General features: G+C 43.4%; 33 protein-coding genes. 16 read left to right on the forward strand and 17 right to left on the reverse strand.

Going from position 1 to position 20,386, the window contains the following annotated elements:
- The first annotated feature begins 29 nt into the window (after positions 1-29).
- On the forward strand, positions 30-638 hold the full coding sequence (locus tag RM049_RS07550) for a site-specific integrase (protein WP_322703728.1): 609 nt from the start codon (positions 30-32) through the stop codon (positions 636-638).
- Between the two features lie 135 nt (positions 639-773).
- Positions 774-971, forward strand: coding sequence for a hypothetical protein (locus RM049_RS07555; RefSeq protein ID WP_322703729.1), 198 nt, complete (start codon positions 774-776; stop codon positions 969-971).
- A 125-nt stretch (positions 972-1,096) separates the two neighbouring features.
- On the opposite strand, the gene RM049_RS07560 is transcribed toward RM049_RS07555, so the two are convergent.
- The 6 genes from RM049_RS07560 to RM049_RS07585 form a co-directional block, all read right to left on the reverse strand.
- On the reverse strand, positions 1,097-1,618 hold the full coding sequence (locus RM049_RS07560) for a hypothetical protein (RefSeq protein ID WP_322703730.1): 522 nt from the start codon (positions 1,616-1,618) through the stop codon (positions 1,097-1,099).
- 55 nt (positions 1,619-1,673) lie between these two features.
- Complete coding sequence (locus tag RM049_RS07565; RefSeq protein ID WP_322703731.1) at positions 1,674-4,145, reverse strand: AAA family ATPase; 2,472 nt, start codon at positions 4,143-4,145, stop codon at positions 1,674-1,676.
- A 194-nt stretch (positions 4,146-4,339) separates the two neighbouring features.
- Positions 4,340-4,600, reverse strand: a complete 261-nt coding sequence (locus tag RM049_RS07570; RefSeq protein WP_322703732.1) for a hypothetical protein — start codon at positions 4,598-4,600, stop codon at positions 4,340-4,342.
- On the reverse strand, positions 4,569-4,790 hold the full coding sequence (locus RM049_RS07575) for a hypothetical protein (protein WP_322703733.1): 222 nt from the start codon (positions 4,788-4,790) through the stop codon (positions 4,569-4,571). The genes RM049_RS07570 and RM049_RS07575 overlap by 32 nt, the downstream gene beginning before the upstream one ends.
- A gap of 6 nt (positions 4,791-4,796) precedes the next feature.
- A complete protein-coding gene (locus tag RM049_RS07580) occupies positions 4,797-4,964 on the reverse strand; it encodes a hypothetical protein (protein ID WP_322703734.1) in 168 nt (55 codons plus the stop codon).
- 112 nt (positions 4,965-5,076) lie between these two features.
- A complete protein-coding gene (locus RM049_RS07585; RefSeq protein WP_322703735.1) occupies positions 5,077-5,406 on the reverse strand; it encodes a hypothetical protein in 330 nt (109 codons plus the stop codon).
- Between the two features lie 646 nt (positions 5,407-6,052).
- Between RM049_RS07585 and RM049_RS07590 the strand changes: the two genes are divergently transcribed.
- From RM049_RS07590 to RM049_RS07655, 14 genes are all read left to right on the forward strand, one after another.
- Positions 6,053-6,421, forward strand: a complete 369-nt coding sequence (locus RM049_RS07590) for a hypothetical protein (RefSeq protein WP_322703736.1) — start codon at positions 6,053-6,055, stop codon at positions 6,419-6,421.
- A gap of 49 nt (positions 6,422-6,470) precedes the next feature.
- Positions 6,471-6,674, forward strand: a complete 204-nt coding sequence (locus RM049_RS07595) for a hypothetical protein (RefSeq protein WP_322703737.1) — start codon at positions 6,471-6,473, stop codon at positions 6,672-6,674.
- Complete coding sequence (locus RM049_RS07600) at positions 6,674-6,859, forward strand: hypothetical protein (RefSeq protein ID WP_322703738.1); 186 nt, start codon at positions 6,674-6,676, stop codon at positions 6,857-6,859. The genes RM049_RS07595 and RM049_RS07600 overlap by 1 nt, the downstream gene beginning before the upstream one ends.
- Positions 6,856-7,077 (forward strand): hypothetical protein, encoded by a 222-nt coding sequence (locus RM049_RS07605; RefSeq protein WP_322703739.1) that lies wholly within the window; start codon positions 6,856-6,858, stop codon positions 7,075-7,077. Before RM049_RS07600 ends, RM049_RS07605 begins: the two co-directional genes overlap by 4 nt.
- Positions 7,061-7,234, forward strand: a complete 174-nt coding sequence (locus tag RM049_RS07610) for a hypothetical protein (protein WP_322703740.1) — start codon at positions 7,061-7,063, stop codon at positions 7,232-7,234. The genes RM049_RS07605 and RM049_RS07610 overlap by 17 nt, the downstream gene beginning before the upstream one ends.
- On the forward strand, positions 7,231-7,353 hold the full coding sequence (locus tag RM049_RS07615; RefSeq protein WP_322703741.1) for a hypothetical protein: 123 nt from the start codon (positions 7,231-7,233) through the stop codon (positions 7,351-7,353). Before RM049_RS07610 ends, RM049_RS07615 begins: the two co-directional genes overlap by 4 nt.
- Positions 7,343-8,563, forward strand: coding sequence for a hypothetical protein (locus RM049_RS07620; RefSeq protein WP_322703742.1), 1,221 nt, complete (start codon positions 7,343-7,345; stop codon positions 8,561-8,563). Before RM049_RS07615 ends, RM049_RS07620 begins: the two co-directional genes overlap by 11 nt.
- Positions 8,560-8,757 (forward strand): hypothetical protein, encoded by a 198-nt coding sequence (locus RM049_RS07625; protein WP_322703743.1) that lies wholly within the window; start codon positions 8,560-8,562, stop codon positions 8,755-8,757. Before RM049_RS07620 ends, RM049_RS07625 begins: the two co-directional genes overlap by 4 nt.
- Before the next feature lie 99 nt (positions 8,758-8,856).
- Positions 8,857-9,312 carry a hypothetical protein gene (locus RM049_RS07630; protein ID WP_322703744.1) on the forward strand — a complete coding sequence of 152 codons (456 nt, stop codon included), beginning with the start codon at positions 8,857-8,859 and terminating at the stop codon, positions 9,310-9,312.
- A gap of 185 nt (positions 9,313-9,497) precedes the next feature.
- On the forward strand, positions 9,498-10,607 hold the full coding sequence (locus RM049_RS07635) for a site-specific integrase (protein ID WP_322703745.1): 1,110 nt from the start codon (positions 9,498-9,500) through the stop codon (positions 10,605-10,607).
- A gap of 387 nt (positions 10,608-10,994) precedes the next feature.
- Positions 10,995-11,189: a hypothetical protein gene (locus RM049_RS07640; RefSeq protein ID WP_322703717.1), complete on the forward strand. Its 195-nt coding sequence runs from the start codon at positions 10,995-10,997 to the stop codon at positions 11,187-11,189.
- A gap of 20 nt (positions 11,190-11,209) precedes the next feature.
- Positions 11,210-11,530: a hypothetical protein gene (locus RM049_RS07645; protein WP_322703746.1), complete on the forward strand. Its 321-nt coding sequence runs from the start codon at positions 11,210-11,212 to the stop codon at positions 11,528-11,530.
- A gap of 654 nt (positions 11,531-12,184) precedes the next feature.
- On the forward strand, positions 12,185-12,367 hold the full coding sequence (locus tag RM049_RS07650; protein WP_322703747.1) for a hypothetical protein: 183 nt from the start codon (positions 12,185-12,187) through the stop codon (positions 12,365-12,367).
- 16 nt (positions 12,368-12,383) lie between these two features.
- A complete protein-coding gene (locus RM049_RS07655; protein WP_322703748.1) occupies positions 12,384-12,671 on the forward strand; it encodes a hypothetical protein in 288 nt (95 codons plus the stop codon).
- Between the two features lie 4 nt (positions 12,672-12,675).
- Here the strand turns inward: RM049_RS07655 and RM049_RS07660 are convergent, their stop codons facing one another.
- The 11 genes from RM049_RS07660 to RM049_RS07710 form a co-directional block, all read right to left on the reverse strand.
- The gene (locus RM049_RS07660) at positions 12,676-13,104 is read right to left on the reverse strand and encodes a hypothetical protein (protein WP_322703749.1); all 429 of its coding nucleotides are present in this window, start codon (positions 13,102-13,104) and stop codon (positions 12,676-12,678) included.
- A gap of 19 nt (positions 13,105-13,123) precedes the next feature.
- Entirely contained in the window at positions 13,124-13,606 is a 483-nt protein-coding gene (locus tag RM049_RS07665) for a hypothetical protein (RefSeq protein WP_322703750.1), read from the reverse strand.
- 2 nt (positions 13,607-13,608) lie between these two features.
- On the reverse strand, positions 13,609-13,920 hold the full coding sequence (locus RM049_RS07670) for a hypothetical protein (protein ID WP_322703751.1): 312 nt from the start codon (positions 13,918-13,920) through the stop codon (positions 13,609-13,611).
- Complete coding sequence (locus RM049_RS07675; RefSeq protein WP_322703752.1) at positions 13,920-14,237, reverse strand: hypothetical protein; 318 nt, start codon at positions 14,235-14,237, stop codon at positions 13,920-13,922. The genes RM049_RS07670 and RM049_RS07675 overlap by 1 nt, the downstream gene beginning before the upstream one ends.
- Before the next feature lie 2 nt (positions 14,238-14,239).
- Positions 14,240-14,578 (reverse strand): hypothetical protein, encoded by a 339-nt coding sequence (locus tag RM049_RS07680; RefSeq protein ID WP_322703753.1) that lies wholly within the window; start codon positions 14,576-14,578, stop codon positions 14,240-14,242.
- Positions 14,579-14,710: 132 nt separating this feature from the next.
- On the reverse strand, positions 14,711-15,388 hold the full coding sequence (locus tag RM049_RS07685) for a hypothetical protein (protein WP_322703754.1): 678 nt from the start codon (positions 15,386-15,388) through the stop codon (positions 14,711-14,713).
- 84 nt (positions 15,389-15,472) lie between these two features.
- On the reverse strand, positions 15,473-15,979 hold the full coding sequence (locus RM049_RS07690; RefSeq protein WP_322703755.1) for a hypothetical protein: 507 nt from the start codon (positions 15,977-15,979) through the stop codon (positions 15,473-15,475).
- A complete protein-coding gene (locus tag RM049_RS07695; protein ID WP_322703756.1) occupies positions 15,976-16,185 on the reverse strand; it encodes a hypothetical protein in 210 nt (69 codons plus the stop codon). The genes RM049_RS07690 and RM049_RS07695 overlap by 4 nt, the downstream gene beginning before the upstream one ends.
- Positions 16,175-16,717 (reverse strand): hypothetical protein, encoded by a 543-nt coding sequence (locus RM049_RS07700; RefSeq protein WP_322703757.1) that lies wholly within the window; start codon positions 16,715-16,717, stop codon positions 16,175-16,177. The genes RM049_RS07695 and RM049_RS07700 overlap by 11 nt, the downstream gene beginning before the upstream one ends.
- Before the next feature lie 115 nt (positions 16,718-16,832).
- The gene (locus RM049_RS07705; protein ID WP_322703758.1) at positions 16,833-17,654 is read right to left on the reverse strand and encodes a hypothetical protein; all 822 of its coding nucleotides are present in this window, start codon (positions 17,652-17,654) and stop codon (positions 16,833-16,835) included.
- Complete coding sequence (locus tag RM049_RS07710) at positions 17,654-20,386, reverse strand: hypothetical protein (RefSeq protein WP_322703759.1); 2,733 nt, start codon at positions 20,384-20,386, stop codon at positions 17,654-17,656. The genes RM049_RS07705 and RM049_RS07710 overlap by 1 nt, the downstream gene beginning before the upstream one ends.

Genomic DNA, 20,386 nt, shown 5'->3' on the forward strand with positions numbered 1-20,386 from the left:
ACCGGAACAGTTAATAAGAGAAGGTCGAAATGAAAAATGATAGAGAAGGTCAAGCTGCTGTTATCTCAAATGCGGATTGCTCGAAAATTCGCACCAAAATCAGGAGTCGCAAATACAAATTACTTTTTGATTTGGCTTGGTACACGGGTGAGCGCTGGGGTGCTTTGGTACAGCTGCGAGTAACCGATGTTTACAGCGAGGATGGCAGCCCACGTGAGTATATCAATTTTCGAGCCAGAACGCGCAAGGCTAAACCTAACAGTAAGCGCAAGGCACAAGACCCAGCCGCCAAACGCAAAAACCGACAAGTGCCAGTGCATCCAGTCCTTAAGGAGATATTGCTTGCGTACAAGCCAGAATCAGATTCTCTCTACTTGTTTCCCGCCCGCGAAGGTGACAAACCGATTTCCTTGAGGTGGGCAGATGCAATTTTACGCGCTGCCGTTGAAAAAGCTGGATTGTCTGCCAAAGGAATTAGCACCCACAGCACCCGCCGGAGCTTCATTACCAATCTGGCAAACAAGGGTATCAACTTGGCGATGATTAAAAAAATTACTGGTCACTCAGATTTAAAAGTGCTTTCGGCGTACATCGAGGTCAGCGAAGACGATATGAAAAACGCGATCGCTACTCTATAACACCAATTTTGTGACTTTGTGACAAGCAATACTCTAAACGGATAAGCTGTATTTGCCGATAACACAAATGGGCTTTACTCGCGATCGCACTTTTATCTCTTGAAAAGTACGATCGCATTTTTAAAGGAGAAGAATATGCCTTCTGCAACTAAAGAACTGACTGTACAAGAACTGATTCAGGAATTACTAGACTTTCCGGTTGATGCACATATCTGCTTGACGGATGCCTATGGTGAAACGTATACCATCATCGGCTTTGAGGCTGGATCTGACTGTGTGAATATCGTCATCGCTGACGATGTTGATGACGACGATAGCGATGACGAAGGTTAAGCCCAAAGACAGCGGGGTTTCCTTTAACCTGAAGTCGTCAAATCCTCCACATGGTAAATGGAGGATTCAAGATCATGACAACTTATGTAAGCTATAACTGAATTGCTAAACTTGTGGGGCTTGAATTATTGGCAGAGTTTAGTTGCTCCAGCCCCACTCCCAACAGCAGTAGGTTTTCCACACTCTGACCCGTTCTTATAAATTTTTATTTCTAACTTCCCTTGTCCCAACAGTGTTCCATCTGCCGAAACTATGGATTGTTTAGGAGCAGAAAAGCTTACCTTGTGGGGAAGTATTACTTCAACGTTTTCTACTCTTGAAGGTGCGGTCAGGTCTTTGGTTGAGCCGATAACATACGTTCCAACAATCTTAGTACCCTTGGGGCCATTCCACTGAACCTCGTATTTGTCTGAACCACTAAAAGAATTTGCTACTGAAATTGGGTTTGTGTTTGATGTTGAATTCGGTGAAGGGATGCAGGAAGAAGTACATCCGTGTAAAAACGCAAGTCCAGCGATAGCTGATAGTCTTATGGAATTTCTCATTTTTCTTGGTGAAAACAATAAGTACAAAATTATTTTTCCCAGTATTGAGTTATACATTACTGTGCCAAGAATAGAAAGCTTATCAAGTGCAGGACAATCCATCCGCCTTGAACATCGATCGCAATACTTGTCGATCGCACTCTGGCGGATTATAATGTCAGGCTTTTACTAGTTGATGCGGGAAGTAGGCTTTTGCAAGTCGTTTTTTGCGATCGTCAGATTTTAACCAGATGCCATCGGCTCGAATGGTGGTGATGGTGGCAAAGGTTTCCTTGTACTTGCCAACCAGAATAACTACTTTGTCCCCCACACTAAATTCACTCCTGGGGGATTGTTCACAGCATTGTAAATCCGTGAAGGTCAGACTAAATCTGCCTCGCCCAGTCACATGACAGCTGGCTTCGGAAAACTCATCAAAAATTTGGAATACTTTTACCTCTCGCTGGAAAGATGCACTCCAGTAAGTGCCTTTCTCTTCAATAAATGGCAGGATGGGTAACTCTTGTTCTGTGGCTTGTAGTACATAGCCTTTGTCGTCGAGGCGATCGCGATCGCCTTGGATCACCTTGCGATCGCAAGGCGATCGCCTTACCGGATCACCTTCTGGATTGCTTGCTGGTTCTGCGTTTCCGGCTAAGGTGATCGGGCGATCGTTCTTGATGTTGATTTTTTTCTCTGATTCAGGATTTGATAAAATTGCAATTTTTGATGTACTTAGATGATCACCTTCCAAATTCTCTGGCAAGTTATCGGCTGAAATGGTTTCTAGAAAATGGTTGGTATTGTGGTTGGTAAGGTGATCCGTCAAGGTGATCATAGAGGTGATCACAGGTGATCCATCGTTTTTATACACATCATCATTTTTGCCATTTATCTCGTCATGATAAGTGTTTGAGTCATTTTCAGAGGTGATCCGCGGAGATGGTGTTATTGTTGCACTTTGTAACAGAATTTCTGTACTACAATTTTCGGATTCCCAAGCAATGTAATACAGCTTTTTCGTCCCGCTAAGGCTTCTCTCGTCAAGGCTTATTAGTCCGTCTCTGGCTAATTGCGATAAGCAGCGCCGTGCGTTACCAGAGGTCGTGCTGATATAGTGAGCTACTTCTTCAGCTTCAAATTTGTTGTTAGCGTGTTCCTGTAAAAACTTAACGATGCGGTCTTTAGTGGAATTGTCTGGTGAGCCGAGTTCTTGCCCAACTTCCTCTAACAGAGAAAAACTGAAATCCTCTTCGTTGAAAAATAGGCGATAGCTCGCAGGGAAGCGGCGCGATCGCGATTTCTCGATCGTGAGAATTTTCTCTTGTGGACTAGCGCTGCCGCTAGTGTCTTTTTCGAGCTTGATAACTTCTGAGACGGCGTTCCTAACTGCTGTTGTCCCCCTAGCTCCTCCGCTTTTGTTGGTGTGGTGAACAATGACTACGGTTATCCCTGTTTCTGCCGCGAACTTGTTTAGCTCCAGGACTGGGCGAGAGTATTCTGTTCTGTTTTCGTCGTAAAGGGAGTGGCGGTTAACAAAGGTCAGTGAGTCGATCATCACGATTGCAGGTTTAAATTCATTTGCGTCTTGGTACAAAATCGGCATTGCGTCAGTATTCCAGCCAAATCTAACTTCTGTCCTTTGGCGAACTTCTGTACCTGGTTTGAATCCGCGCTTGTTGAGCGCCTGGAGCATATCGTGTTTTGACTCGTCACCTTGATAAATCAAAACGCGGCGACTATCGGCGGTGGCAGGAAACCCATTCCAGTTTTTACCGGAGGCGATGCAGTGGAGCAAGTCGTAAAGCCATTTGGTTTTACCCACGCCACCATCGGCAATAACTAGCGCGGTGGTTGCCTGTGCGAGTATCCCTCCTAAAAGCCATTTCCTTCCCTCTGTTCCTATTTCCTCTTCAAGTTGATCTAAGCTTTTGCGTGGCTCGACTGTGGCGCACAGTGATTTTATGTAGAGGTCTTCAAGTCCTGTTATTCCTTTTTTTATCTCAGGGTGAGCATTAGCTAGTAGATTAAGCCTGTATAGTTTCAGACTAGGGTCAGATGTTTTAAGGTAAACATCTTCTAGTTCACTTATTAGCTTCTTGTGATGCCACAACTCATTCTCTTCTTTTGTTGGAGCTAGTGGGGTTTCAATTACTGAGAGAACTTTGCTTTTAGAAGCTACACAAATATCTGTCCATTCTGCTTCAGTATCGTAAGCTAAATGTATAAGTTCATTGCCTGCTTTTATAAGTTCTCTACGTCGGGCTGTTAGCATTACTAACGTAGCTAAACTATCAATGTTGATAGCGCTAACTGTTCTATCAACAAGAGTAGCTAATTTATTTCTGCCACCAATTTTTGCTAATAAATCATGGTCTGATAACCAGCTAGTAACGTGCAATAATCCCGATGAACCGCCTGCTGGTAGTCCTTTTTTACAAACACGAAGACAAGCTTGATAGATATCTCTATGTGCGCCAATATAAAAGTGTTCTGTTCTTAGTCTGTCTTTAACTTGATAAATTGCATTTGGATCAAGCAATATACCACCTAGCACCGCTTCTTCTGCTTCAATATTCTGCGGCGGGAGCCTGTCATCAACAGATTTAAAGTTTGGTTCTTCGGTATATGTATAGGGGATTACTACCATTTTTTTGTCCCCCCATTAGCTAGCTTTGAATTACTTGATGTGATAGAATACAGGAAGGTAACGGTTATTTGACCGCTTAATCTTATTAAGTATTTGTTCATTTTTTATTCAATCTTTTTGGTAATTGATTCACCAATGTCTAAATTGGTGAGTTTTTTTTGCGGGCAAGAAGTTGCCTAGTTGCTGTTTAAGAACTACCTCCTCTGATTGAAGTCACGTTGGGTTGTCTTTAGGGTGCTAAGGGTGTTGAATTCAGCTAGCAGCTTGGTACAGATTGGGTCTTTGGACTGTTCTCGCCCCTTAGTTTCGGCTAGCTCTGCGGCCAGTGCATAAGTTAGTTCTAGAGTGGAGAGCAGATGCCTACGGAGGAAATCCACTGTACGCTCTAGTCTGTCTAGTCGCTCCTGGGTTAGGTCTTTGGGTTTAGGAAGTGGTTTTTGGTGAGGATTCAACATCGGAAAGCTGTAAAAACAATAGAAAGTTATCTAATTCGTCCTCGGTCAACAGGAGGCGCGATCGCACTCCGTAATATTTCTGCAAATGCTCTCGACCTTGTTCTACCGTCCAGTCCAGGCGCTGCATCTCGGTATCTATCTTGGTCATGAGGTCTTCGAGTCTTTGTCCTTCGGTTTTTTCGTCGGGCATTGGGTGTTAGATATGCAAATGTGGCTCCCACTGGTAAGTTGCCTCCGAGAGGCTTTGTTCTACTCGTTTGTAAAGATGTCCTTGATGGAAAATGAAACCAGGGAATTCAAGTAAGCCGACCAATTCCTTTGTTGCTACTATTTCCCCTGTGCTGATTTTTAGAACTACTTTCATGGTTAGTAATCAACATTGCTGGTCAGTCAAGTCTTCGTGGCGATCGCACTCCGATTTCAAGTGAGGCGATAGCGCCACGAATAAAGCCGTCTACCCAAATAGGTAAACGGCTTTATTCTGTATGGCTTATAGTTACTTCTTTTAGCTCTTTGAGTCTGTCTCTTAGGATCTCTGCTTGTTCTTCGTGGTAGGCCAGCTGCTTTTCAGTTTCATCAACTAGCTGGCTGATGATTTTCCCAGGTATTGAGTTGTTTGTGAATGATCTTGAGGTATGGGAATCTCTTTTGTTGCTATCTTCTCCAGAAGTTCCGAGCGAGTAAGTCCCAGGCTCTGCGCTAGTCTCTGAAAGAGTTCCCATGCTTCGGGATTGACTTTCAAACTGACTCCCTTTGTTTCTCTGCCTGACCTCGGACGACCTTTTCCTACCATTTTTTATTTCCATTGGTGAACACCTCGATTATTGCATATCCAGAAATCCATTATTGACTAGTATATCTGGATATGCAATATTTATTGATTAATGGATATCCGTAAATCCATAAAGCAAATCTCCCCAACGCCTGACAGTTCGCGTTGCAACCGGAGCAAGCACCCGCGCCACCTTGCGCGGAAACACCCTGTACCTGATGCCCAATGACTGATGACTGACAACTGCATTCACCCGTAAGTCGTAGCGTCGCGGGGTTAGCAGCCATTAAAAATCCAGAGCAAAGTGCCCTGGATATCCTCAACTAAGTCGGTTCAAAAATAACGTTGAAAGGGAGAACAGCATGAATGTAACAGAAATCAATTAAAAAGGCGATCGCAGCCAGGTTTAAAGACTGCGATCGCCGTCAACAAATGAATGAAATTAAAGATATTTCAGCAATATTAGGAGGTAAAGCCAACCTAGCTTAACGCTCAAATCCAGTCAGCACAAGCATTTTGCCAAAATGACTGCGGCGCGATGCCTGCGGCGAGCTACGCTAACGCAGTAGTAAAAGACCACTATACAAGGACTTAAATACCGCATAAGCGGCACTATAACCCTAGTATGCAGGGACTTAAATACCGCATAAGCGGCACTATAACCCTAGTATGCAAGGACTATGGAAGCACTAGAAGCCACTAGTAATGGCAACAAATCAGCAAAGACTGAGGACAAGACCGAGGCAAAGCCCAAAAAAGAGAGAGCAAGGCGATACTTGCCATCTTTACCCAGCGCCGGCTCTGCCGCAGACATGAATCAAGTCGAGTATTTGGGACTAGCTGACAGAACAGCAGTCGAGTGGGATTCTCTGAAAAATTACGAAATGTTCAGCCTTTCACCGGATGGTTCATTCCCTCTAATGAAAGTCAGTCGTAGCAAAGCCGTTCGCCTTGCGGATCGTGAAGTGATGATGGTCGGCGGCGGTCGATGCTTTCGAGTTTCCTTATCAAATCATCCCAAATCCAAAACAAGCCCTAGTTCGCCCTAGAGCTTGTTTGGAGAGACAAATGTCCCTATCAAGCTATTCAAAATTTACCATGAAACCACTAACACCCAAAGAACAGAAAGTAGTTGATGAATTTGAATCAGCCCGTCCTGGGCTGGGTGCGATCGCAGAAAACAACATCCGCCACAACGACAAAACAGGCTGGGCTGAGATCATCGCTGATACCCCAGAATCCGAGTTGATAGTCCGTGAAGGTTTTTCTAGCAATTCTTTTATGTACAAGAGGATTGGCTGATGAAAACACTAGCGCAACTCATTGGAGAAACATCAGGTTTAATTTCGGAAATCAAAGCACATCCTGATTACCAAAGTCTTGTAAACCAAGGCTACCAACCAGAGATCACCCTTAGCGATGCTTATGCAATGCTTGGTAATCTCATGTGGGAAATTGCACCATCACTTATTAGCGGGGGCAGATGAAAACACTTTCCGAACTAATAGTTGAAGCCTCACTACTAATTAGTGAAATCAGCAATCATCCAGACTACCAGGCTTTGATAGAAAAAGGATATTACCCAGACTTGACTGTGGGTGATGCCTTTACAGCGCTTGCTTACCTAACTTCTGAAATCGATCCACCAGTAATTACGGTTCCTGAAATACCTGAAATTGAGGTGACTCATGAATCAAGAGCGTAGTCCGTGGTTAGAAATTGCGATCGCGATCAACGAAGAACTCAAACAGCAGCCACCAGAGGTACAGGAATCTATTCGGCGGATGGATCGCAAAACCTACCCCGAAACGTGGAAGGCAATTCGAGAAAGGGAGCAGGGAGCAGGGGGTACTAAGGAATGAATCAAATTTTCATTCTTATTCTCACCACTTCAGCGCTAATTATTGGCATCATTGCACTTTGCAAACAGCAAAGCCAGCAACCTTTTTACTTGAAAATAGAGGTGCAGTATGGGAAATGATCTAATAGATATCAAAGTTGCCTCACCTCCCAGAACTGCCAACGCCCACACTTGGGTAGAGATGCACTTGCCCAATGCCAAAACGTTAATGCGTTATTGTGCCTGGGGAATGGGTCGTGTAGTATTCTCCTTTGGATTGTTCAGCCTTTACGGTGTCACATCTGCTTTGAAATTGGGTATTACCATCACTCAAGCGACCGAAACCGCCGTCAAGAAACTACTGAAAGTCTACGATGCCTTGCCCTACGCGGGGGTTCCCATGTCCCAAGTCATTGAAGCCTCAGCTGTTCCAGTCGATGAACCACTGGAAATCATCACTGATATCATCGCTGCTATTGAAGGCAAACAGGTGATGATCATCGGCGAAATGGGTACTGGGAAATCAACTCTGGCCCAATACCTCGCCTACACCATCGGCGGCGCGGTGAAAGTGTATGAGTGTGAAGGCACTCCCACTGACTGGTCAGGCTTGGAAGTCATTGGTCGCGGCGAAGATTGGGTGGCAATTGACCGGGGAATGACAGAGGATCTAGACGATTTGAGCAACCAAATGAAGATCCGCAACGAACGCGGGGACGCTGCATTAGCCAGTACTGAGCGCGTAATCATCGTTGAAGAATACCCAGAACTGGTTTCAAAAGTAGGCAGTTCCGGTGAGTGGCTAGAGCGTCACGCCAGGAGGGGACGCAAAGCGCGACGCTTTACAATTTTACTCTCGCAGTATGACCGTGTAGCAGCCTGGGGGCTGGAAGGTAAAAGCGATTTAGCCGATGCTTTCTACCGTATTCGCCTTGGTAAAAAGGCGATAGCCCACGCCAAATCATTGAAAAATGAAGTGCTTATTAACTGGTTAAAAGCTGACCAGTCACACTGTTTACTCGACGATCAGCCGCTCAAACTCCCTCCATACAGAGAGATGAAAGCCGCAGCGCTGCGCGGTGGTTCGACCATAGCACAACCTTACTATGACAACGCGATCGCGCCCGAAAAACCACCTAAAAATGACCTCAAAACCGCTCTGGGCAAGGATTTTGAGGAAAATTGTTCCGATAACGACCGGGTACTTTGGCGGCTAATTCAACGCTTGGGAGGTGAAAAAAGTGATAGTGCGATCGTGACGGAAGTCCTTGGCTTCACTGGCAAGCGCTATGGGGAGGGTGCAGCGCTTTTGGAGCGGTTGAGAAAGCAATTTGGAGGGTCAACAAAATGAGTAGTGATTTCAAAGTTACTTTAACTCACGACAGTGGCGATGCAGGTGTAAATAGAAGCTTTAACATGAGCGCGATCGAGGTGGAAGTGCATTTTTCCAAGGAAGTAAAAATCCTTCAAAACTCCCCGATAAGTGCCGTTAGCGTCAAAGATGAGCATGGCACAGTAACTATTGAAAAGCGGAAAAGTAGCTAGTTCAAAATTTGAGAGCGATCGCTAACTTTTAGGAGAGCGATCGCTTACCTGATTCAAACACTTCAAACTTGTACAAGCCAAAAATATCAAATATTTATCATGGCAGCTATTGACCGAGCGAAGGAAATTATCAAGGAGGCAATTCGAGCGACCCAAGCGGGTAACTCCGCTCGAATCCCGGTTGAAGATCAAGCCAATTTAGCTGTATTTCAACGAGCGTTAAGGTCGGCAGATATTCAGCGAATGCTTGTACAAAAAAATGTGTCAGTTGAGTTCTACATTGCAGAACCGCCAATTGAACAAGCTAAAAAATGGATGCTGAAATTTATTAGTGAAGCTCCAGCAGATGTCCGTGAAATTGTTTTCCCGTACCGTGCGCGCGACTGTGCCGATGCACAAGCAGCCTTGGAATTGGCAGAAGTGCAAGCCGCCTTAACTCGTCGTGGCATAACAGCTTCAATACAGCGAATTGATGACCAGCCATCAATTGTTATCGCCAGCATCGACCAAGTGATTAGCGGCGAACTTGACCGATACATGAGGGAACGGGAGTAGAAAAGTCAAAAATATTACATCATGTGTAGTGGAATTTGGATTCTATAAAAGTACTGAAACTCTAAAAGAAGAAGTTTACAACCTTCCCTTCTAGCAAGGTTTTGACTTAAATCAATTGATTTTATCTCAACAAAAAGTAGGTAAAAACCTACTTCATTTTGGGATGAATTTTTAATGGAAATTTTATGAAAAATATTGAACACCGAATCAAGGAGGCGAACGGACGACTCCGTAATTTTGGCATAAATATAGAGCAAATTGGCAGCAGACTTTACTTGCGGGCAACGCTTCCCCCAAAGCCACAATCAACAAAAAATAACTGGCATCAACAAAAAATAAATATTACTGTCGCCAACCTTGACGGGGTAAAGCTTGCTGAGAAGGAAGGCAAGTTACTCAGGCTTAAATTAGATACCAAAACTTTTGATTGGAACGATTATTTGAAATCAGAATTGCAGGACAGTAAAGTGAAAACTATTGGTGAGTTGATTCAAGAGTTCGAGAAGGATTACTTCGAGAGAAGGCAACGTAACTTCAAAACAGAAAGTACATGGAAGATTGAATATCAGACAGTGTTTAAAACACTACCTCAGCACGAAATACTTAACACTGAAGTGTTAAAGCAAGCCATTTTAACAACCACACCAGACACTAGAACCCGGAAACGATTTTGTCTGACACTGCGATTATTAGCTAAATTCGCTGACCTTGACTTTAACCCTAATTCTTATTCAGGAAGTTATGGCTACAGAAGCAGGCAGATCCGTAGTCTACCAACGGACAAATTAATTCTTGAATGCCATTCAAATTTAGCCGACGCGAAGTGGCAGTGGATATTTGGAATGCTTGTCACTTACGGATTGAGAAATCATGAAGTATTTTTCTTAGATTTAGAGCAGCTACGAGCAGGTAATAAAATTATTACCGTCCTCGCCGGCAAGACTGGCTACAGAAAAATCTGGCCTTTCCATCCAGAGTGGTTTGACTCATTTGGCTTGCCTAATGTCAAAATCCCCGATATCAACTTAAACCGAAGTAATTCTGCAATAGGCAGAACTGTTACTCAAAGGTTTAGACGAAATGATGGTTTACCATTCAGGGTTTACGATCTGCGTCATGCTTGGGCTATTCGCACTTTAGAGTATGGAATTGATATAACCCTTGCAGCGCAGCAGATGGGGCACAGCCTGTCAGTTCACAGTAACCTCTATCACGCTTGGATCAACGCTGAACATCACCAAAGAGCTTTTGACCTGGCAATAAATAAACGCGATCGCCCCGTGCCGCCAGAATGATGAATTTATAATTTATAGTTCTGAGTTAACCAGCAGCTAGTTGCTGGGCTTTTGCGTTGCGATCGTAATGAGACGATGACTCTTAATCTATTGGTTGCGGGTTCAAATCCCTCGTCACCCACTACTTCCAGGCTGCAAATTTTACCCTTGACTAATTCTTGACTAAATCGAGCAAACGCTCTCCTCTGAAAGTCTTGTCTATCAAGGATAAACAGTACTAAAGCTTTGACTAGTTTAAATAAAAACGATTACTGCCCAGTGGACTTTCTCGTGTGTCCACTAGGCAGTTAAAATTTAAAGGCTCACACGCCAGGGGCCGCTTGACCTTATTCCCGGTTCCGGTGGTATTGCCTTGGCTTTAATATAGCAAGTGACAAAAACGGGATTATGGAAGAACCAACAAACAGTAAACCAATAATCGCAGCAATCATTGATTCACAAAACTATCTTTACGAGCAATTAAAAGAACAATTAGCAATAGAGGATAAAACTGAATATGAATTAATTACGTTGGGATTAGCTCTATACAAATTAGGCTCAGAATGCTTAGAAAAAGCAAATTACAAGCCTCAAGACAGTTAAAGTGTGACAAAAACGGAATTATGCCCATTCGGTACTACAAGCTAGAAGGAAAAATACCCATCGCCGCTGAGTCGTTTCTAGATTGGAATTTATGGATGGCTTCAGCTAGTTTTGGTGACACTACAGTTATGTACAACGATTTCAACGACTCTTTAGTTTCAACTAGATTTGTGGGTATAGACTTAAACCCTGGTAGTAGCAACTCTAACTCTCAACCAATGGTATTTGAAAGTATGGTTATGGGTGGCGTACTGGACGGGAAAAAACAACTTTACCCCACTTGGGACGAAGCGATACAAGGGCATCTTAAGATATGTAGTCAAATTTTGGCTCTAAGTTAACTCCAACTTGTCTACAAGTTGCCTACAAGATAATTCCCCATTCCCGATCCAAGTGACAATGAATAACCTCTTAAAAGATTGGCTGTCAATGCTTACAACCATTTTGCAATATTATGATCGCAACTATGGCTACCCTTGGGGAAGACTAAAACTTTTAGGATCAACGTTACTAATGTTCGCTTGCTGGTTCGGAGCTTTAATGCTTGTTGTGGATGTAACAACAGAACTTATGAGAGTTTCCAAGTGACAAAATGGAGATTTTGACCAATGGATCAAAATACCAGCAACGCAGCAAAACACCGATTCTGTTGCACTTGTGGAAGGTACTGCAAAGAAGATGAGCAGTACTTTCCTGAGTCTGTACACTGCCTTTGGTGCTACACTCTGCAAGATGTCATTAAGCAGAAGAGATTTTTCATAGTTCCTCACTCCTGCAAATTGTTAGAGTTAATCCCCAGTGAGTTAATCTGGAAACGCACATGGGAAAACAGCGTCCGCTTGCCCGTACACTACACAACGCCTGTCAGAAGGTAGTGGACATAGTGCAGGAGAAGGTTAACTCTTCTTCAGGATGGGAGGCAGGGAATAAATACTTGTGCATTCCCTAATTTGTCTAGAGTCCCCATAAAAGTTTCAGTTACCCTGAATCCCCAGATGAACAAAGAAACAGAAACAGATATAGAAAAGTTACTGCGGCTTCAAAATGAAAGCTACCAAGAGCTAAAACTTACTCTAGGACTAGAAGGAAAATCTCAAATAGAGCTTTTAGCAATAAGTCTAGCCCTGACAAAGTTGGCAACAGAAGCGCGGGAGTTAGCAGGGGACACAAACCGTTAAGTTAATGAGTGAATATATGAATGAACCAACGATCGCAGAAGACCCGAAACAAATGGTCTGGGAGATGATGACCAGTTTTTCAGAAAGAATGTGGTCAGCTCGTTGGCTTTCTGGGCTTGAATTCATCCTATGGAAAAAGGTCAGGGAATGCTCGGATGACCTGACTTTGAGGGAGATTGCTGATTTTAACTTCTACGCCGGATTAGCTGGCGGCTGGTGGATGTGGGATAAAGTAAGGAAATCTGAAGTGTTTGTAACTTTCCCTGAGTGGCTCTCGATTTACTCTTCAAAGGCGAACGAATAGAGAGTTATTCGTTCTGCTGAGTCGTTTCTTCGTATTCCCTAATTTTGAAATCAGTATCACGTTGTAAAAAACGCTGAATATCCCTTGTGTAAAACAACACCCTTTTAAACTTGTGGTCAATCTTCTCGTTTAGCTGCCCCAGAAGCATTTGAATAACATCCTTCCGATTTACATATTCTTGAATATGTAAAGCCAAAGTTCTATCAATCTCACGAATTTTTTCAGCATTCCTTGCTTGTTCTTCGAGAGTTTTTTCAATTTGAGTAATCGAATTTGAAATCCGATTCATTTTGCTGATGACAGTAATAGCTACACCACCAAGAACAGAAACACTAACAAGAATCCCTAAAAATATACCAGTGCTTTCTAAGGTTAGTGTTATTCCTGGGGAATTAGAAGGAGTAACAGCTACTACTGACCGCATAGTATTCATTATTTAATAACTGTGATTTTTATAATTTAAACAAATCAATTACCGAAAATATTTCTTCGACTCCCCAACCGCTAGAAAGCCCTAAAGAAGCTGAATCTTGATTCCGAAATACTCGATATTCAAGCGCTAAAGATTTATTTGCAGCTATTGAAAACTTGCCGCTAAGTTCTGCTAAACATTGAGTATCCACCCCAGACCCAGGATAGATTGAGCTACTATTCAACAAAACAATGTTATCAGTAACATTCCTCAACCTAATTCTTGATGTTGCAGTTCTATAAAAAGGTGAAACTGCATTCAATATATAAGTTCCAGCAGGTAATACAAACTCATTATTAGAAAGCGTAACCGAGGCAGTGTCATCAGTCGCAATACTATTAAGCTTTCGTTTATTCCAGCTTCCTGCTGTAGCATTTCCCCCCTCCGTTCCAGATGGTTGGAGTTCCCTTAATTGGATGTAAATAAGTCCACTAGAAGAGACAGAGGGGGTATATAAAGGCATTATTATGTCAACTCCCGAACCAAAGCGTTACCGTTTGCAGCCGACCAAATACCACTGATTACGCCAGTATAACGAAATGGCACTTCATAATATCCACCTGCTGATAACTTGGCAGTAAAAGCGTTTGTTGCTGCGGTTGCAGCAAGTTCTAGATATAAAATAGCGGTGCTATCATTCCAAATCGTTGCACCTTTGCGGTTGGAATTGGCAGCCAGGATTGTAGTGCTACTTGTACTAGAAGCAACAGTAGTCGGGGTTGATGTAGCACTAGTCGATTCAGTTACTGTTACTGATGCTGGATTAACAAGAGCCATTACTCAATACACTCCGTGAAAGTTAATTTACAGTTGCTGGCAGAAATGGCTGAAACCTTTCCAACGTAAAGATTAGATTGGTTGATTTCATAACTTCCTCTCGGTTTTAAAACAATTCCTCGACCAATAGCACCTTTGGATTTATCGCCCAAAATCAAAGTGATATCAGAAGAAGAATTGTTTATGAAAGCTGCATATTGCCTGTTACTGTTGGCGTTCAAAACTGTATCGCCAACAGTCCCGGTCAAGTCTTTGTCCCCATGAAGGCAGTTGCTAAATTTAACAACTTCAATCGTGGTAGAAGAATTGTTAATCATAATTAATCAGTAGGGTCGTCGAGGTTGTCAACAAATAATGCAGTATCCACCTTGACGCGCACAGTAAATTCAAATTCTGGTGCTTCTGGTGTACCTGTTATTTGTTGTGATGCAAATTGAATTGGTGGAAGGTTAGCATCAATCCTCGCTTCATTTACTTGGTCAGTCAGCGCAGACAATCCTTGCATCAACTTCACAATACCTTTAACGCAGGAAGTATTAAGCGTTAAATTATCGGCTGTTGCTAAATTGAAATTGAGTTTTACTTGGTTGTTTCCAACAAACTCAATTGCACCTGCGGCTAATTTTTCAGATAAAGCTGAAAAGCTTAATGTCGTCATAAATTATCAGTTTTGAATTCAAGAGTTAGTTTATTCGGAGAGAGTTGGTAATAGCTACTGTTGGTTTTGCACTATCCATATTTGTTTATATTTCTAGCGCTGTATTCTTACCGTCACGTCATTCCTTAGTACTTAAGAATAGATGTATTCGGTAACTTTAACTTTGGCAGTTGTTGTTAGCACTCCTGTACAAATGCCGACAATGGCATTTTGACTAGAATTATTATCAAAAAATTTCTCGCCGGGAGCGAGTGAAAAATCATAATTACTAGCAGAAACAGTCACAGTATTAGCAGTTGGGTCAGTCCCAATAGTTACGTACTTAAAATAAACTGTTGAGGGTCCTACATTTGTAAACAGGCATGAATGCCTACTTCCATCAGCCTTTTCACCGACAACTGTAGTTTTAGATGTGGTAATACTAACATCATTAATTGGTTGAGCATTCGTAGCCTGCTGTTTGTTGATGGAGGAAGAAAACATAACATTAGATGATTGAAAAACTTCTATATTGATTTGCCAGGGAATTAGAGACTTATCTAATCGCTTGAAAGCTAATCTTTGCGCAGTCATTCCTTTGAGTAAAGGCAGATATAAAATCTCTTTTTCTTCTCTGTAAGTTAACCTTTGAGGACTAAAAATATTGATGCCGTTATCATCAAAACCTTGGGCAACTAAAGCTCTAAAATACATATCACTTGTCGAATCAACACTACAAATGTGCTGGATTCTAAATAACTCTGTGCTGAGAATATCTGTTAGAGTCCAAGTACTTGTAATCTCAAAAATGCCCAAGGATTGCCACGACATCTTACGTTGTTGGGTCAACTAAATTATCTGGAAACTGATTAGCATCAACTGCAATTTCAACAATGAAAGCAGTAAAAGTAAGACTCATAGCAAATTATCAACTTTAAATTCAATCGTTTCAAGTTTTGCTCTAACAGTCTGAATTAATTCTTCTGTTGAGTCGGTTTCTAATCCTGTGTACTCCCAAACGCCCAAAGTTACCTGTTCAATCCAGGGTAGTGCTTCAAATCGCAAGCGGTAATTACTGGTAAGTTTTGGAAAGATTACTAACTCAATGGCGTTGAGTTTAATTAAATGGCGAGTGCCGTCTATTTCAGTAGAAGGAACCTGCCCCAATCCCTCAAAAATCACCGTGTCGTCAATGTAAATACCGCTGATTTGCTGGTAGAAGTAACCGGCTCTAACCCAACTTGGCTTGGCATTCAACCAAGAAGCACCGACCAAAAAAACGTGCTTGTCTGTTAGGTAAGGAAGCTCAACCGGGTCAATGAGAGGAGCGCGAATTCTGCGGTTTTGGGGATTGCCTACCAGTTTTTGATAGTAGGTCAATTCCCATGCCCCGACCGCTGTCAGGTCGAGGTTAATTGTCATACTCCAAATTCCCAGTCATCAGCTAGTTCAAAAACATCAAATTCCTCTTCATCCAGGAAATCAAGAAAGGTATCGGGGTAAATTTCTCCCCTGAGAAACGCCGCCGTAATTTGCGCGCGCTGGAGCATGAGGTTAATTTCTTCTTCATACTCCAGCTGAGATTGCCCTGGATACCAAATTGCGGGAGTTTCTAACTTATTCGCCACTGCCAGTTAAAACAAAGTATTCAGGAGTGAACCAGACTCGACCGTAAGCGCCACCCAGCTTGCCTTTGACTGCGGTGAAAGCAGATTTAACCTCAGTGTCTAGCGCTGTTGCCACCTTAATGGAAATAGGAGCGGTGTAACTGTACTGGGTATTACTGCCACGATTGCCGGGAGCATATCTCTTGTAAGGACGAGTGCTACCCAGTGCCCGAATAATTTGCGGCGAATCGTCTGCCACCGTTGCATGAACCTGAGCCGGTCGAGCGCCACGAGGTAACGGATCTTCTGCGCCTGCATCTGGAATATTTAGCTCGGTTTGCCCAAAGAATAAGACACCTTTTTGGGATGCTTGTACTTTGTATTTTTTGGCACTTTCACCAGCAGCAATTTGCATCGGTTTGTAAGCTACGGCAACTTTAGGCTGCTTGCGGCTGGTTGCTCCTTCTTCTCGAACTGGGGGATTATAATTTTCCCGTGCTTGAGCGTATTGAAGGTCTTTTTGAATCTGTTTGAGGCTCTTACGTCTGCCCATACTTAGTTATTTTTTTGTGTAAATTACTTCGCGTAATTCAGTTCTAGCAGACGTTTTGGGTCAATTTTCCCAGACGGATTACTTAAAGTAGTCCAGCAAATTTTTGGAGTAATTCTTAACCAACTCGCTCGATCACGCTTCGTAATCTAGTGCCCCCGACTGACACCAAGTTGACTGGGTTTGGTTGCCCCCAAATCAGTAGTTGAGCGTAACGGAACTTCACATCAGCACGGCGACGTTTGATTGGTTTTTTGACGGTGCGACCGTAAACCCGATGAGTACCTGGGGACGAGGAATAAGTGCGATCGTTCTCGATGTACTGAAAGAAATCACGATCGAAGGGATGCTCTTGAATTTCCAAAACTGACCTGATGGTGCTTTCTGCTTCGGCTTTACTACTTACAAGTAATCGCAAATTATAACCCCGATTTTCATCTGTATATGTTGCCTTAAAGTGTCCTTTGCTCCAAATAAGCGGAGGAGTAGCAAAGATGTTTTTAATATTCCTGGCTAACCGTTCTGCATCACTTCTACTGATAGTTTCGCTTGATTCTGTCATCAACCTAAAGGTAATTTCTCCCTCTAGCTGTGGCAGTCCATCACCATGAGTTTCGTGGTTATACGCTTCCAAGAAATATAGTTTAATTTGTGGTTTAAAAGTTCTGTCTGTTTGAGCATCATAAACAGGTACGCCATAAACTGGACGCTGCAATGCTTGAGCGTGTCCAACAGTAACTTCAAACAACCACATTCGCATTAAGGTCATTGTTGATGTGTCTGAATCCTTCATCAAGCAAGAATGTTTGAGTCTGGGCTTCGGGTCACTAACATCGTTGTCAGGTTGATTTTTAAAATAAGCTTGAACTGCTTTGTTATGTTCAAGCCTAATTATGTCTTGAAGATTCTCCCATTCGTCAAAACCTTCTGGCAATGGCATTATTCATCCGCCTCCTTATCCGAATCTGATATCGCTATTCCTGTAGCACTAACTAATTTAGAAGCATCAAATCCCGCTTTGACTTTTATTGCTTCTGGTGGTTGTACGCCTTGCTTTGAGCCGTCTTCTTCACCGATTGATTTGCCTAGCTCGTTCTTCAATTCTCCAATTTGAGCAATATTTTGCTCTACAGAGACGACTTCCGAAGCTACTTGATCTATTTGAGAAACAACGTTAGTAGTTCCTTCTAATGTGGTGAAAAATTTGTTATGGAAGTTTGGTTGTGGGTTGAACCACCTATAAGCACTTTCCCCAACTTCACCCCATTTTCGCAAAGCATTTCCAATTAAAGCTACATAGCTACCAACAACTTCCAATGCACTAAGAATTGAATACCCGATTGATTGCAACGCATTAAATATGTTTGCAGTCGCTTGATAGATTCGATTAGCTTTTTTATAATTAGCTACCAACTCGGTGTAATTTGCTTCACCAAATATTGCTTTAAAGAAATTAGCAGTCCATTCCGAGGCGATGCTACCAAAACCGGATTCTTCGCCTTTCTCATTTTTCCACTTGAAGCCTACGGCTTGAGAGATGTTATCAATGGCAGCGAATAGAGTTTGAGCTAAGTTATTGGAAAGCATTAAGGCATTGTGGAAGGTAGTAATTAAAATCAGAATGTTGAGGATTCTATCTACTTGTAAGGTTTGCCACAGCCGAGTAAATGTACCAGATAATCCGCCAGGTAGTAAATCACCTAGTTTCGTATTAATTAACTCTAAAAGTGCTAACTGTGCAGCGTTTGCCCCAACATTAATTTTGTCTAGAAGATTAGCTGTATTTTGATTATTATTTTGATTAACTTTATTGGCAGAATCATCTATTGCTTTTCCTAAACATCCCCCAGGTTGAGCAATTTCGCATACTGCACCTTGAGTTGTTTCTTTATTGGCAGCTTGTACCGTTGGGCTTTTTGCGATCGCGTCTGGTATGCCTTGAATAGCTGGTGTCAAAGCTGCAAGCCCAGTTGCTATTGCTGTTAACCGTTTTATTTGGTCATCAAAATCTTTTTTTTGTTCGTCTAGCGCTTTTTTGATATCGTCATTGGCTGCCTCCGTCGGCGTCCTTGGCGATGGCTGCGATTTTGCTTTTGGTACGGGCGATAGAGCATCGCTAATCGGTACAGGTTTCGCTGTTTCGGGTACATACGCGGGATATGCGAACGTTGACGGATTTGTTGCTGTTGTGGTGGCTTCACCGCTTGAAAGCATCGGCGTAATGCGTGGTACAGCGATGTCTTCAGCTTCGGCGAATGGCAATGGCTGTGGCGCGTTTTTGATCGCTGGCAACATCCCGCCCAAATTCGACGGCTGGTGTTCTGGATTGGGTAAGTACGATGGTGCAAGTCCGCCATGCCCGACAAAACCACGCGCACCGTTGGGTGTATTATTTGATGGCATTGATGGGGCGATATCACGTGATTCTGGTTTGTTTTTACCTGCCGCAGGGATGCCAGACGGGATAATATTATCGTTGCCAACTGGCGACGAATCGTAACGGTAAGGCGTGTTGTCCGGCGGCGGCGATGGTACGGTCTTGTCGATATAGCGATCCTGGGTACCACCGCTGACGTAGGTAATAGATATCTGAAGTCCGTAAGGCTTCGTCGCCGGGGCAAAACCATTACCTTGTATGCGGTTTAGAATACTTCCATCGGCATTTCGAGCAACAATTCGACAGCCTGGTGCGCCTTCTGGCGGATTTTCTTCTAAATGAATATCGCTTATTGGCCCATAGACCTCGGCATTCATTACCTGATTATCACCAGGCTCACCATTAAAGGTAGTTTTCCAAGTGCATCGCACAGAATAAAGCGCTCCAACACCTTGACCACCAAGAAAAGGTGGGTAGTTTGGCACAAAAGTCTCAAGGTGTCCCACCCCAGAGGGCAGTTGTGGGGGAAAAAGTGCATTCGCAAGATAACCACCAGCAAAACTACCAATAGACGATCCGATATATCCACCAAGCGGCCCGCCAATAGCAGTGCCAATAATGCCACCAACGACGCCACCAGCGAGAACACCGGCAGTAGTTGTAGCAGCTTGCGTAACAGATTGTCCGGCAATTAATGCACCTGCAAATGTCAGTCCAGCGTTAACGCCAGGAACAACAAGTCTCCCTGCTGCTTGCGGAAGTGCTTTTGGTAATGTTTGTCCGATACCGCCAATGGTGTTACCAATCGCTTCACGCAGTATGGCGGGGCGTGGTGTCGCAGTGGGTTCGACAAGTGAATCTGCTCGTGCTGCCGTGCCGCTGATAGTGGGGGGCGGTGAACCTGTGGACGGGAATGGCTGACGTTCGGGTGTCGAGCGCTGAATTTGAGCGACAGGTGATTCCCTCCGTGGTGGCTCTAGGTCAGGGTTTTCAATACCGTTTATACGATTTTTAATTTGCTGTCGCTGTGCTTGCTCCCTACCAAGTATTTCCTCCTCTACAGCCTTCTCTCTCTGTACGCGTTCTTTATGATACTCAGGGTAGTGTGCAGTTTCCATTTCCCATAAACGCTTCTCCATTATCCGCACAGCGGGGTTATCCCTGTTGGATTCGGTAATCGGCATGGACGGTTGAAGTGGAACTGCTGGTGCTGGACGCTCTAACAATGCCCCATACATATCAGCGTCAGCGTAGTCTAAAGATGCGAACTGCCGGGGGTTGATAGCGTCTGCCAT

It is taken from the genome of Nostoc sp. DedQUE04 (genome assembly GCF_034530995.1).
Taxonomy (GTDB): Bacteria; Cyanobacteriota; Cyanobacteriia; order Cyanobacteriales; family Nostocaceae; genus Nostoc.